A 13,835-nucleotide genomic window follows, 5' to 3' on the forward strand; every position below is an offset into this window, starting at 1 on the left:
AAGATGCGGGCGCAGTTGTGGGCGGCCAGGACGGGTGTGATCGGGGGAATCTGTCGGCCACTGCGGATCGCTCGTGGTCGACCTGCCAAGCACTACGCGATTACGGGTTCGTGACCGTGGGCTCGCCGGAACGTGCGCGGGGTAGCCGGGCGATCGCGGTGGCGACGATGGCCAGCGCGGCGGCCGTCAGCGCGGCGATGGCGGCGGGCTGTGAGGTGGAACCGTCGCCAGTGGTCCGCGCGACGGCGATCCATACGAGCCCCAGACGATGGCTGCTGTGACGGTGAAGCGTCCGTGACCGGCGACGGCAAGGACCACGGCGACTACGGTGAGGACGAGCACGGCCCAGGTATCGGCCCCGAGAGCGAACGGATCGATCTCGGCGGCGGCCAGGGCGGCGGCGATGTTGGCGACCACCGCGACACACACCCATCCGAGGTACACGAACGCGGTGGCGTCGACCACGATCGCCTCGACACGACTGGACGGCTTCATGCTGGTCAGGATGTCGAACACGACAACCAGCACTGCGAGTAACGCGAGAATGGTCAGGACGCTGAGCCACAGCAGTTCGAACTGCACGCAGACTGTCCACGCCGCGTTCAGGATCATCGCCGCGGCGAGCCACCACCCGGCGCGGCGTTGCCGAGGATCGGTGCGGTGCGCGGGCAGTGCCTGCCAGATCGCGAGCGCGAGGAACCCGAGGTAGATCAGGGTCCAGATGGAGAAGGCGGGCCCGCCGGGGGCCACTGCGGTGGCGTCGGCGGCGAGGGCGCCGTCGGCGACCTGGGAGATCGGGGTTCCCACCAGCGCCCCTGAGCCGATGATCGAACCCACGACCGCCACCACCGCGGAGAGGATCACGACGAGCACACGGGCCTCGTCGTTCGGGGATGATTCGATCGATCCGCTCATGGTCACTCCTTTGCGGGAGAACGTCCGTTGTCGACGATAGGGACTTCAGGAGTGCCGTCGGCCGGTTTGTGGAGAGACGTTCGCAGGTTCCGGTGCGGAGCCGTGCCGGGGTATCGATGTCGTGTTCGTCACGTGCGCGAGCAGGGAGAGCGGTGGTGGTGTGGTGCCGGAGCGTGTGTGGCGTCGCGGTGGCGGGCCGGGACGCGGGTGCGTCGGGTGTGGCGGGTGCGCTCGGTTTCGGACATGCCACCCCAGATGCCGTAGGTCTCGGTGGCGGTGAGGGCGTGGGCTCGGCACCGTGCGAGTACGGGGCAGTCCTGGCAGATCTGTTTGGCGGCGCGCTCACGTCGGGCGCGGTCGTGGCCGCGTTCACCGTCGGGGGAGAAGAACAGGTTGGTGTCGGTGCCGCGGCAGGACGCGCGGTGTTGCCAGTCCCGGTCGGGGGAGTGGTGGAAATGATCAGGCACAGCGGGGTGGGTCTCTTTCGGAGGGGACCGGTGGGCCGATCCGTCGGTATGGGCGGAGCGTGCGTGGCTGGCGGGCCTGGGCTTGTTGCCGCCTCCCGGGAAACAACCACGGCGTAGTGCTTTTCATCCGAAGGTGTTGTGCGACAAGACCCCTCGACACATCGCGGTGTCACTTCTGATGCCCGGGAGGCGGCGGTCGGGTAGCGGTAGCGACAGACCTGAGTCCGGGACTGTGATCGGCGGGCACCACGTCCGCAGGTCGTGTCGGTGCATTTGATGCCTGGGCTCGACATCGGTGGGACCGGGACGAACCCGGATGATCCACACTCGATCACCTCTGACGAGGTGGTAAACGGTGTGCAATTGATGGTAGCGACACCGCGAACGTTACCGAAGGGTATCGCTCGAAAGTAACTGGCATCACATCCGCCGTCTCGTTCTGTAGCGTCGTCGGCGACCGGTGTGGGAGCCTGATCCGCCACGTCCGGGATCGAGATGTTGCCTGACTGGCCGGACGGAAATCCGGCGCTTCTCCGGCGGTGTTCGAGGGCAGACATCGGGCGACGGCGTCGGCGGATACCCGACGAGAGGGCTTCGGGCGGGTCGGCGTGAGCGGCATCGACGGTCGAAAAGATCGCCCGCGATGAACCCGGCCTTCTGTGACGATCGTGGTGTTCACGCCTGTCTCCTCACGTTCAGATGGACGCCGGAACTCCGGTGCGCCCGACCTGCGCGACGGCCACATGAGCGGTCGAGCGTCCTTCGTGAAACTCTTCGAGCGTTGTTGTGTTGCAGCAGAGGTAGAGGGTGTCGAGGTTCTCTCCGCCGAAGGCGCACGCCACTGCCCACGTGTCGGTGACCTCGACCTTATCGGTGATCTGGCCGCCTTCGACGACCCGATAGAAGCCACTGTCGGCGCCGAGGGTCAAGGCGTTCCCGAACCAGAGGCCGCCGTCACTATCGAGGGCGATGCCATCGGGATGAAACGATTCGTCGAGCTGCGCCCATACTCGGTGGTTGGTCAGACCGCCATCTTCCGCCATGTCGAACGCGCTGATGCGGTGCGGGAAGGTTTCCGCGACCAGCAGGGTGCCACGGGGGGTACGTGCGCAGCCGTTGGGGAAGATCAGATCTCCAGGAACCTGCGAGACGCTGCCGTCGGCCCGGATGTGAACGAGGTGAGTCGGCTTCGGATCCTCTTCACCGAGCGCGAATCCGAAATTGCCGGCATAAGCGTCGCCCGCCGGTGACACATACAGGTCGTTGCCGATCCCTCCAGCCAGTGCGCTGAAGTCGGCATACTGCTCGAGCTTGCCGCCGGCGGTGATGCGATACACCGACCGCTCGTTTTGCGAGACGACAAGGGGGGTCCCGTCGGGTAGGAAACCGAGTCCGGACGGTCGACCGGGCACTTTGGTTATCGGCGTTGCGGTGCCGTCCTCGGCGAAGGTGAGCACCTGTTCGCTGAAGAAGTCGCTGGCCCAAAATTTTCCGTCATGCCAGCGAGGTGCCTCGAGAAACTGATGCCCGGTCGAGAATACTGTGGGTTGGTAGGTAGCCATCGCGTGAACTCCTTAGTCCGTGCGGGTTGAGGTACTGGACTGGGTCAGCTCCTTGCGGAGAGGGCGGTCGAGATACTGCTGGAAGTCGGCTTCGTCCTGGAAATGGGCAACCAGTGCGTAGCTGACGTTGTTCGGTCGCTGTCCGAGGTCGATACCGTGTCGGACATTGCGCGAGTACGGTATTTGGTCGCCGAAAAATTCGAAATTCTTTTGGAATTCGTCGATTTAACTGGTCGAGATGGACGGCTTTGAAGGTGAATGTCACGACATGAATGAGCATGTCTACCCTCGGGTTCCGATCGGGTGGCTGGCCAGGTGAGTTCAGACGAGTTCGAACTGCTCCTGATATCCACCGGCAGCAGCCTTCTCGAGGATCTCGAGGTATACCGAAAGACCGCCGGGATACATGAGCATTTCGACGGTTTTGCCGGGCACGTTGGCGCCCATGTACCAAGACTTGGCCAGCGGGAACAGGGTGGCCGAGGTCAGCTCTGCGATATGCGCACCCCAATATTGCTGGGCTTCCGGCTTGGCCTCGATACGGGTGTAGCCGTTGTTCCGCATGTGCTCGACGATCTGGATCAGATGTTCGCCTTCAAGTTCGGCGCATGTCGGACCATTGCAGAATGCGTTCGGGCTCTGGGGTCCGTAGACGTACAGGAGATTCGGGAAGCCTACTGTCGCCTTGCCTAGTGCTGTACGGCTGCCGCCGCGGAACACCTCCTCGAAGGTCTCATTTCTGGTGCCGCGAATATCGATGGCAGTCAAGCCTCCGGTGACCGAGTCGAAGCCGGTGGCCAGCACGATGACATCGACTTCGTGTCGGGTACCGTCCGCGGTGACGATGGCGTCACTGGTAACCTCCCGGATCGGATCGGCAGAGGTATCGACGAGCTTGACATTGTCACGGCACAGGATCTCGAAGTAGTTCTGCTCCAGGGAGACACGCTTGACGCCCCAGGGATGGATCGGCTCAGTCGGTGCAAGCAGTTCCACCAGCTCCGGCCTGGTGATACGTTGACGTGTCTTGTCCCGCCAGAACGCGTACAGGATGTCGTTGTCGTCCTTGTCGAACAGGACATTCAGGAAGCCACCCAGCCACGGCTGCAGTCCACCGTTGGTCCAGAGTTCCTCGAGTATTTCGTTGCGACGTTCCTCGGTCAGATCCTGGAGGTTCTCTTTGAGGAAGTCATAATCGAAACCGGCCCAGGTGTTCTTGCGATTGGCGAATCGCTCCGGGTAGGTCTTCTTCATCTCGGCATTGTCCGCCTCGCCAAGCGCCCGCTGATTCATCGGAAGCGCGGTGTTGGGGGTGCGCTGGAACACCGTCAGATGATCTGCGACCTTCGAGGCCTCCTGGATTACCTGGATGCCGCTGGCTCCGGTGCCGATGACGGCGACCCGCTTGCCCGCAAGGTCGTAGCCCTCCAGTGGCCAGCGTGCTGTGTGGAAGCAGTCGCCCCCGAACTTCTCGAGGCCAGGGATGTTGGGGAAGAGGGGCTTGGAGCCGGCACCGAGACACATGATCACGAACCGCGCCTGGGTGGTGAATTCCTCACCGGTGCGCTCGTTGCGGGAGACCAATGTCCACGTATGGGTTTCTTCATCGAATCGGCCTGCCAGGACACGGGTCTCGTAGCGGACGTCTTTGCTCAGGTCGAGCTTCTCGTCGACGTATTCGAAGTAGCGAACCAGCTCGTCACGACCGGGGTACATCTCGCTCCAGTTCCAGTCGCGCCAGAGCTCTTCACGCGAGAACTGGTAGACCGGCGCCCAGGTATCGACGCGTGCCCCTGGATAGGAATTCCAATGCCAGACGCCGCCGAGTCCGGTGCCGGCTTCGTAGATCTTGACGTTGTAGCCGAGGGTGCGCAGCCGGTCGAGCTGGTAGACGCCGGAGAAGCCGCCGCCGATGACGAGGACGTCGAGCTCCTCGAGAAGTGTGGTGTTCACAGGATTTCCTTCCGGAAGGGGTACGAGGGAGATGGGGAGCGCGATCAGACAGCGTTGTCGGAGGTCAGAGCGTCCCGGATTCGGTCACGCAGGACGAACTTTTGGATCTTGCCTGTCGCCGTCCGCGGTAGTTGTTCGACGACTTCGAGCCGCTCGGGCAGCTTCTGGGTAGCCAACCGATGTTCGCGCAGGAACGACGTGAGCTCGTCCAGCGCAGGTGGATGCGCCTGGTCGCTCGGTACCACGTAGGCGCAGATGCGTTCGACCATGATCGGGTCGGGCATGCCGATCACCGCGATGTCGGCAATACCGGGATATTCGAAGAGCAGGTCTTCGATCTCCTTGGCGGAAATGTTCTCCCCGCCCCGGACGATGATGTCCTTACGCCGACCGGTGATCTGGATGTACCCGTCCTCGTCGATCACCGCCAGATCACCGGTCCGAAACCAGCCACCCGAGGCGAAGGCATCCGCATTGAGTCTCGAATCGAGGTATCCGGTGAACAGGTCAGGGCCGCGAACCTGCAGGTCGCCGACCGCGCCCGGGGGGACCGGAGTGTCGTGCTCATCGACAGTCCTCGCTTCTGCGGACCCGATAGGACGCCCGTCTGTGGTGGCGCGCTTGTCCAGCGGATCGCTCGCGTTTCCGCCGGACAGAGTCGGGAATTCGGTCGATCCGTAGATGCGGGTCGCGGTGCAGCCCAGCTGCTCCTCGGCCTGCCGGATCAGTTCGGGGGGTACGTCGGCGCCACCGCAACCAAAAACCCGCAGGGCGATGTCGTACTCGGCGAGATCCGGGTGGTGTACCAGTCCGTGCAAGAAGGGTGTGGCACCGATGACGAACGTGCAGCGTCGGCGTTGCAGCAACTCCAGGCCGGCGCCGGGGTCCCAGATATCTTGGAACACGACATGGCTGCCGAGCATGAACGGCAACTGCAGTCCGTACAGAATTCCGGTGATGTGACCGACCGGTGAGGGCATGTACACGATGTCCTCGCCGGTTAGATCGAAGAGTTCGATGATGCTCCGGTTCTCGTAATCCAGGCTCTCGTGGGTGTGTAGAGCACCCTTCGGATCGGAGGTGGTTCCGGATGTGTACAGAAGCAATGCGATATCGGTGCTGGCGTGCTCGACGGGATTGTCGAGTGGAGTTGCGCCCGAGAGGAGGTGGTCGAACTCGTTGTCGGAACCGCGAACGGTGATCACATGCTCGAGGTCGGGAAGCGTGGGCGCCAGCTCGTCGAACATCCCGCGGTGGTCGAAGGTGCGGAACATGCCGGGCACAAACGCGATACGCGCTCGCGACTGCTTCAGAATGAACTGCACTTCGCGATGTCGATAGATCGGGATGATCGGGGTGGAGACGGCGCCGATCCGCAGCGCGCCGTGATGTACGACGATCGCTTCGAGCCAGTTCGGCAACTGCCAGACCACCGAGTCGCCCGGCCGGATCCCACGCTCGAGTAGCACGCCGGCCAACCGGCGGATCATGGCGTCGAGTTCGGCATAACTGACCTGACGATCGCCATCGACCACAGCCAGCCGATCGGGGTGATGGTGTGCATACTCGGCCAGAGCAGAATCGATCGTGCTGTGGCTCCACTCGCCGCTGGTGAGGTAGCGGTCGCGGCGCGCGGAATCGGTGTGAGTTGCGGTGATCATCGGTCGACTCCGTCGGTCAGGCGCCGCGAACCGATGAGTGCGTGGAGTTCGTGCTCGTCCCCATACCAGGTCCGCAGGGCGAGGACGCGCCGGTAGTACCAGTGTAGGTCGTATTCGGTGGTGAAGCCGATCCCGCCATGCAACTGCAAGGCGTCCTCGACCACCTGTCGTCCGGCGCCGGCGGCATAAGCCTTGGCCGTCCACGTTGCCATCTCGATGTCGAAATCAACCTCAGCAGAGGCAATATCGGAAACCGTTGCCTCGCAGAGCGCCTCCATCGAGATGGCCGCCTGTGCCATCGACGCCGCAATGTGTTTCACGGCTTGGAAGGATCCGACGGGCTTGCCGAATTGCTGGCGCTGCGCGACGTACTCGACAGTTTTCTCGAGCATGCGGCGGGCGATACCACTGATTTCGCACGCGGTGAGAAGACGGAACCATGCCCGGATCTGTCGTAGGAGTGTGGCCGCTTCGATTCCGGTGGCGAGGATCTCGGCGTCGGCGACAGTTCGCGATGCGATCTCCAGGCGCACGTAATGCGATGTGGGATCAGAACTGGTGATCGGCGTGAGCACCAGCGCCGGGTCACTGCCCGGTAGGAGCAGCAGCGCCGGTCCGTCCGGGCCGTCGACTGCCAGTACCAGCGAGTCGGCCTCGCCGCCGAAGCGTACGAGTTCGATCGTTCCCTGGATCTGCCCCGATTCCATGTGCACGGAACCGATCGAGGATGCCCAGTCGAGGGTGACGGCAGGGTCGGCGAAGGCGACGAGCGAACCGTCGGGAACGTCGAGGTACGCCGGCAGGATCAGTTGCTCGACCAGGGGGCCGGGTACGAGCCGATCACCGACCAAGGCGATCAGACCGGCGACCGCGGTCAGGTCGATTCCTAGACCACCGCGGTTTTCGGGGCGGGTCAGCTCGGACCAGCCGAGGTCGTCGAGTTCGGCCATCAGCTCCGGGTCCCAGCCGCCGCCGCTGAGCAGGGCATGGCGGTAGTCGGATGTGACACGGCGGTCAAAGAATTCGCGGATCGGGGTGACGAGGTCCACGTCAGCTGCGGTGAGACTCATCATCAGCTCCTGGGTAGGCCGAGCAGTCGCTCGGCAACGATGTTGCGTTGGATCTGTGATGTACCGCCGTAGATCGATGCGGCACGCGAGAAGTAGTGATCGTGAATCAACTGCGCGGCGTTCAGCCCGAGAGGTTGTGATTCGGTGTCGAGGCGGAACGGTCCGAGGAGATCGGCGAGGGCGCGGCCGACCACCTGCTCTGCGTCGTTGAGGACGAGCTTGTCGATCGAGTCGAGCGGATGTGGTCCCTCTTCGTCGATCAGGCGTTGCACAGTTCGGCGGATCTGAGCATCCAACACCCGCAGCGCCACGTGTGACTCTCCGATGGCGGTGCTGATCCGACGATTGGTCGTCGATTCCAAGGAGGTGCCTCGTAGTCCGTCGATCGTCTTCTCGACACCCCAGCCGATCTCCACCTGTCGGCGCATTGCATAGTTGCCACGTTCCTGAGACAGGGTGTCGAGGGCAATTCGCCAGCCGTCGTTTTCCTTGCCGACCAGGTTGCCGACCGGGACTTCGACGTTGTCGAAGAAGACCTCACAGAATTCGGCATCGCCTGTCATCTGGACGAGTGGACGGACGGTGATTCCGGGGGAACTCATGTCGACGATGAGGTAGGAGATGCCGGCGTGCTTGGGTTCGGCGTCGGGGTCGGTGCGGCACAGCAATGCGCACCAACTGGCCTGATTGCCCCAACTGGTCCAGACCTTCTGTCCGTTGACGACGTACTTGTCCCCGTGGCGAAGAGCGCGGGTCCGCAGTGATGCGAGGTCGGAGCCGGCAGAGGGTTCGGAGAACCCCTGACACCAGATGTCTTCGCCCGCGAGCAGCGGTGGCAGAAAACGGGAGCGCTGCTCGGACGAACCGTACCGGTGGATCGAGGGGCCGACCACATCGAGGCCGATCAATCCGATCGGGGCGGGTGCATGAGCGCGCGCCAGCTCCTCGGAGAAGACTTGCTGGTGCCGCGCGGTGAGGCCACGTCCGCCCGCTTCACGTGACCATCCCAGCCCCATCCATCCGGCATCGAATAGTGTGCGCTGCCATCGACGAAGGACGTTGTACCGTTCCTCCAGCTCCAACGGCACGGTGGGGATCTCTGTTTCGGCAAGCCACCTCCGAGCCTCGCGCCGCAGATCGGCGATCTCGGTGATCTGCTCGACCGGCACAGGTGAAACAGCATTCATCTCAAGCTCCCGTGTAGGCCGGTGCGCGATGCTCGAAGAATGCTGCTACGGCCTCTTTGGCGTCTGAGTAAGCGGACAACTCGCCGGAAAGACCCTGCTCGAACTCGTAGCCGCCCTTGAGGTCCTGGTATTCGATCGCGTTGAGGCTGCGCTTGGCGAACCGCAACGTGACCGGCGAGTGCCGGACCATCTTGGCCGCCACGTCGTAGGCTACGTCGAGTAGCTGATCGGGATCGACGACTTTCAAGACGCCGCCCTGCTGCGCGAGTTCCTCGGCAGACAGCGGTTCGCCGGTGAGGTGCAGATAGCGGACCAACTGCTGCGGTACCAGGCGTGAGGCATGTTTGGCGCCGCCCATCACACCGACGTTGACCTCGGGAAGCGTGAAGGTGGCGCCCTTGGCTGCCACGACCAGATCACACGACGCTGCCAGGGCCAATCCGGTGCCCACGGCCACTCCGTGGACAGCTGCGATCACCGGCAACGGGCAATCGTAGATCGACCAGAACGCTTCACGGACCGCAAGCATGCGCTCACCGGCGTTTTCCGGCGTCATCGTCTGGAATTCGGTGAGATCGTTGCCGCCGCAGAAGTGCTTGCCGGCGCCGGTCAAGACGATCGCCCGAGCCTCGGGGAGGTACTCCTCCGTGTGGGTGAAGAACCACTTGATCTCTGCGTACATCTCGCGGGTGACCGCGTTGACCGGTGGGCGGGTAAGCCAGACCGTGCCTACCTTCTGATCGGTCTTCCATTGCAGAAATTGCAGATCCTTCATCGAGGTTCCTTTGTTCGAACGGGCGTAAGCAGGAGCTGTGACCGGCCGGGTGCGGATGGTCGCCTCCGTGAGGCGGCATGTCCTTGATCCCTAGTGGTTTGCGCCACGACCGGGTGTGCTTCTACTCACATTAGTAGGCCCCACTCCCTAGATATGTCAATAGCTCGTATCTGAAAATGTGAAACTGCTCAGAGCTAGAGAGTTCTGAGGATGCATGGTTGATTTTTCGTCCATTCGGAAGCATATGACCTGTTGAGGCCGCAAATGCCGCGCAGGAAGAGCTGCCGTTCCGCTAGTGAACCGCGGCAATGCGAGGGGCGCATCGCTAAGTGTTGAGCCGAAAATGTCAGGCAAACGTATCTTTCATCGAATCAAGCACGTAGCATCATGTAACGGAAGTTGTCCATGACTCTTATCGAAAATTGTGCATGCTGTTCGGACTGCGGCCGTAGTGGAGACTTCACCTACGCTCGTACGCAGTGCGCCTGCGCCGCCCCGCGTAGAAGGAGGCATTGTGTCCGATCGGCCCTCGAACGGCGGTAGTGCGGGGTACTGCGGGGGGACCGTCCGCCGCCGGTATATCGTCAGAAGGCTGTATCAACGGCTGCGCCGCCAGTCCGGACATCGTGTGCATCCGTATGGGCCTCGAGGAGGAAAAGGGGCGTCGTGACCGCATCGCAAACTGTGAAGACGTCCGCTGCCACGCGCCGGCGACCCCGTGACCGGCGTGCGCAGATACTCCACAACGCCAGTGAATTGTTCACGAAATACGGGTTTCACGCCGTGCGGATGGAAGACATCGCCGAGGCAACCGACGTCACCGCACGGGCGATCTACCGGCACTTCGCCAACAAGCAGGATCTACTGTCGCAGGTGGTCCTCGAAGACCAGGACCGACTGCTCATGGCAGCCCAATCCGCCGAGCGCTCCGAAACCGGCGTCTGCAGCTTAGAGGAGTTATTGACGCGGATGGTCGAGGCATCACTGGAGAGCCTTCGACTCGGCCCCCTATGGCAGCGAGAAGCACGGCACCTCACCGCCGATGACTTCGAGCGAGTGCGCGAGGGTACTCGTCGCATCGGAGGCGCGGTGCGAAGGGCCATTGAAAAAGCCGATCCCTCCAAGAGCAGATTCGGTGCCGACGTACGCGCGTGGATGGCGGTGAGCATCATCACCAGCCCAGGGCACTACGACCGGTCACTGTCACAGCGTCGCCTGTCCCCACTGCTGGTGTCTGCTGCGTTGGCAGCCATCAATACCCCCGAATGCGCGTCAGCGTCACCCGAGTTCCGCGATGCGCCAGCGGCGGAGGCTCCAGTCGCAAATGAACGACCAGGTACATCACGTCGCGAACAGATCATCGCAGCAGCGGCGCGCGCGTTCCGGGAGCGCGGTTTCGGTGGAGTCAGCCTCGACGAGTTCGGCATCGCAGGCCCCGCCGTCTACCGGTACTTCGACAGCAAGGCCGACATCCTTTCCGCCATGATCATCCGAGTACAGGAATGGATGGCCCTGGAGAGCTCCAGGGCCATGCATCACAGCGCCTCCGATGAACAGGTCATCGACGGCCTCGTGAGAGGTTATGTTCGTATCGCAACCGAAGCAACGGATCTGTTCGCGGTTTCAGTTACCGAAGCCCTCAACCTCCCCGCTAGTGCTACCGAGCGTGATCGGCGAATCCGCCAGGACGACCTCGCCGAATGGGTCAAATGGCTACGAACCTCGCGTTCAGAAGTCACCGAGGCAGACGCACTCGCGCTGGTGAATGCGGTTCGCACAGCACTCAACGATCTTGTCCGTATTCCGCACCTCTCACGACACGCCGAGTTCCCCGACGAGCTTGTTGCGTGCTCGATGAATGCTCTTCTAAATACCCCGATGCCATCGGCACGATCGGGTCGGCGGCGTGATGAATAACCGAGTAAACGCCGGCGATGGTTGCGATCGCGACAAGAGCGCTGGTACCTATCGCGGCTTTCCTCACCCTCATGATCTAGGTATCGCCCCAAGTCGACGCAACGTGACAAGCGCGTGCAACACCGACTCCCTGGTTTGCTCTCCATCATCGATCGGCACTCCGCAGGTTTGAATATCCCGCATTACCAGTAGCGTCGTACGCTCCGAGGATCAGCACGGCAACCGACCGGCTGCAGCCGACGAAGCCGATCGCCAAACCGAACTGCGAGTCCGGATTGCGTGCTTGATCCAGGCTCGGCTCCGCTGGTCCGGAAGGTAGATCGATGTCGACCGTTTGGCCAAAATTCCCCTCCATTCCAGCACTGTTCGCGGCATTTAGCATGATTCTGCTGCTCTGATTTTCCCAGTGCGGGGGGACGGTGATGGGCAGGCCGCCGACGTTCTGGATGATCGACTCCAGTTCGGCCAGCTCCGCCCGCCGATCCAGGTAGGACGCGCTCATGATGTGCAGGTCGTCGAACGCCAGGACGTCAAAGGGTAAGAATGTCACAGGGATTCGTCGTTGAAACGGCTTCGTCGCGTGTGCAATCCCCATGCGCCGCTGGAGCAGGCCGAACGAGGGCTTGCCGTGATCGAGTACGACGACCCCGCCGTCGAGAACGATGCGTCCGCGGCCGCCGATCTCGGGATATGAGGTGTCACCACGTTCATGGCGCGGGTCCACAGCACCGGCTCGCAGCCGCCCACCGAGGCCAGCATCCGGCACCCGTCGTACTTCATCTCGAAACTCCACGGACGGTCCGTGTTGTCCGGGAGTGTGCCGGCCGTGGCCAGCATGGGCGCGATCAGACGCATACGCCCGGTTAAGCCCGTGACCTGGCCAAAGACGGTCCGCTTATTCCGGAACAGCGGTGATGTGGTCCGCCATAGTCGTGTCAGCTGCGCGCGGTAGGTACTGGGTCAGTGCCAGGAGTTCCACCAGAGAACGATGGGCACCAGCCAAGGTGTCCACACCATCCAGCTGTCGCCCAACCCGTACGGGGGATCGGAATCACTGTCATCACCTCCGGGGTTAGTTGAAGCATTCGATCAATGCCGCGATGGCACGCGCAATGTCCTCCGGCTCGGTTGGGTCAGGCGGTGATAAATCTGCTCGTTCGTGGTTCTCATACTGAGCTCGCGGGCGGCTGGGCGGTCATTCTCCGGCGATACCGCCCCAGCCTCGAGCGATTCAGGTGCTACTCACCTGTGAAGGAACCCGGACGCTTCTCCATGAACGCGCTGACGGCCTCCCGGTGGTCGGCGGTGTGATGGGACAGCGCTTGCATGGCAGCGGACAACTCGAGCAAACTATCGAGACTCAGATGCTGGGATTCACGCAAAAGCTTCTTTGCCATCCGCACCGAGTTCGGCGGATTGACCGCTACGCGCTCCGCCAGCCCGCGCGCCTCGTCGAGCAGCTGCTCCGGGGCGACGACCCGGGAGACCAGCCCCCATTCCAGTGCAGTCGCCGCGTCGACGCGGTCCCCGGTCAACGTCATCTCGGCAGCGCGGGCAGCGCCGATCGCGCGTGGCAGCAACCACGCTCCACCGTCCCCGGGAATAATGCCCAGCTTGACGAAGCTTTCTGCGAAGAAGGCCGTGTCGGAGGCGATCCGCATGTCACACATGAGCGCGAGATCGCAGCCGGCGCCCACTGCGGGGCCGTTCACCGCCGCAATCAGGGGGACGTCGCAGTTGTACATCGCCCGAGGTATACGTTGAATTCCCTTCCGATAGCCCTCGCGCTGCTGGTGAGGCTTGCCTCCGAAGAGCCCGCGGCCTTCCGCCATGTCCTTCACGTTACCGCCCGCCGAGAACGCGGAACCGGCGCCCGTCACGATGACTGCTCTGGTCTCATGGCTGGCATTGACAGCGGACACGCACGCTACGAGCGCGTCGATCACGTCCTCGCCGGAGATCGGGTTGCGTTCTTCGGGCAGATTGATTGTCCAGGTCTCGATAACACCGTCGCGCTGGACGAGAACGGGATCATCCATGAAAGTTGCTCCTTGTGTGAGGGTCAATCAGTCACGATGACTGACTTATAGTTGTCGGTCCCGACTTCGGCTGCAGTCCGCAGATTGTTCAGTATCGGCACGGCCGAGATCTCGGAATCAAGGACGGCAACACCGACTGCGCCGTTTCCGCAACATTTGATGGCATCGACGAGTTTCTCGACGTGGTGCCCTCCGCTCACCTGCTGAGCGGAGGGCACCACGTCCAGTTGATCGGGGGCGCCGACGTTCAGTGAGAACCGAGGGTGGGTTCCGGCCTCTCGCGCGACCG

At 62.7% G+C, this 13,835-nt stretch carries 11 protein-coding genes and 1 pseudogene; 1 reads left to right on the forward strand and 11 read right to left on the reverse strand.

Annotation, left to right across the window (positions count from 1 at the left end; all coding sequences use genetic code 11):
• Positions 1-100 precede the first annotated feature (100 nt).
• The 9 genes and pseudogenes from QM693_RS01230 to QM693_RS01265 all read right to left on the reverse strand — a co-directional run bounded on the left by QM693_RS01230 (position 101) and on the right by QM693_RS01265 (position 9,590).
• Positions 101-915: pseudogene (locus QM693_RS01230) on the reverse strand (TspO-related membrane protein).
• Between the two features lie 128 nt (positions 916-1,043).
• Positions 1,044-1,382 (reverse strand): WhiB family transcriptional regulator, encoded by a 339-nt coding sequence (locus QM693_RS01235; RefSeq protein ID WP_283333101.1) that lies wholly within the window; start codon positions 1,380-1,382, stop codon positions 1,044-1,046.
• Between the two features lie 695 nt (positions 1,383-2,077).
• Entirely contained in the window at positions 2,078-2,944 is an 867-nt protein-coding gene (locus tag QM693_RS01240) for an SMP-30/gluconolactonase/LRE family protein (protein ID WP_283333100.1), read from the reverse strand.
• Between the two features lie 12 nt (positions 2,945-2,956).
• Positions 2,957-3,169 carry a Dabb family protein gene (locus tag QM693_RS37725; RefSeq protein WP_502942581.1) on the reverse strand — a complete coding sequence of 71 codons (213 nt, stop codon included), beginning with the start codon at positions 3,167-3,169 and terminating at the stop codon, positions 2,957-2,959.
• A 96-nt stretch (positions 3,170-3,265) separates the two neighbouring features.
• Positions 3,266-4,897 carry a flavin-containing monooxygenase gene (locus QM693_RS01245; protein WP_283351097.1) on the reverse strand — a complete coding sequence of 544 codons (1,632 nt, stop codon included), beginning with the start codon at positions 4,895-4,897 and terminating at the stop codon, positions 3,266-3,268.
• A gap of 44 nt (positions 4,898-4,941) precedes the next feature.
• Positions 4,942-6,558: an AMP-binding protein gene (locus QM693_RS01250; RefSeq protein WP_283351098.1), complete on the reverse strand. Its 1,617-nt coding sequence runs from the start codon at positions 6,556-6,558 to the stop codon at positions 4,942-4,944.
• On the reverse strand, positions 6,555-7,628 hold the full coding sequence (locus QM693_RS01255) for an acyl-CoA dehydrogenase family protein (protein ID WP_283351099.1): 1,074 nt from the start codon (positions 7,626-7,628) through the stop codon (positions 6,555-6,557). Before QM693_RS01255 ends, QM693_RS01250 begins: the two co-directional genes overlap by 4 nt.
• Before the next feature lie 2 nt (positions 7,629-7,630).
• Positions 7,631-8,797, reverse strand: a complete 1,167-nt coding sequence (locus tag QM693_RS01260) for an acyl-CoA dehydrogenase family protein (RefSeq protein WP_317569501.1) — start codon at positions 8,795-8,797, stop codon at positions 7,631-7,633.
• 19 nt (positions 8,798-8,816) lie between these two features.
• Entirely contained in the window at positions 8,817-9,590 is a 774-nt protein-coding gene (locus QM693_RS01265) for an enoyl-CoA hydratase-related protein (protein WP_005264718.1), read from the reverse strand.
• 666 nt (positions 9,591-10,256) lie between these two features.
• On the opposite strand from QM693_RS01265, the gene QM693_RS01270 reads away from it, so the two are divergent.
• Entirely contained in the window at positions 10,257-11,507 is a 1,251-nt protein-coding gene (locus QM693_RS01270) for a TetR/AcrR family transcriptional regulator (protein WP_283351100.1), read from the forward strand.
• A gap of 145 nt (positions 11,508-11,652) precedes the next feature.
• Here the strand turns inward: QM693_RS01270 and QM693_RS01275 are convergent, their stop codons facing one another.
• Together QM693_RS01275 and QM693_RS01280 are read right to left on the reverse strand one after the other, a co-directional pair.
• The gene (locus QM693_RS01275) at positions 11,653-12,300 is read right to left on the reverse strand and encodes a DNA ligase-like domain-containing protein (protein ID WP_283351101.1); all 648 of its coding nucleotides are present in this window, start codon (positions 12,298-12,300) and stop codon (positions 11,653-11,655) included.
• A gap of 445 nt (positions 12,301-12,745) precedes the next feature.
• Positions 12,746-13,546, reverse strand: coding sequence for a crotonase/enoyl-CoA hydratase family protein (locus QM693_RS01280; protein ID WP_283351102.1), 801 nt, complete (start codon positions 13,544-13,546; stop codon positions 12,746-12,748).
• Positions 13,547-13,835 lie beyond the last annotated feature (289 nt).

The sequence above is a fragment of the Rhodococcus sp. IEGM 1305 genome (genome assembly GCF_030058635.1).
In the GTDB taxonomy this organism is placed as follows: Bacteria; Actinomycetota; Actinomycetes; order Mycobacteriales; family Mycobacteriaceae; genus Rhodococcus_F; species Rhodococcus_F opacus_D.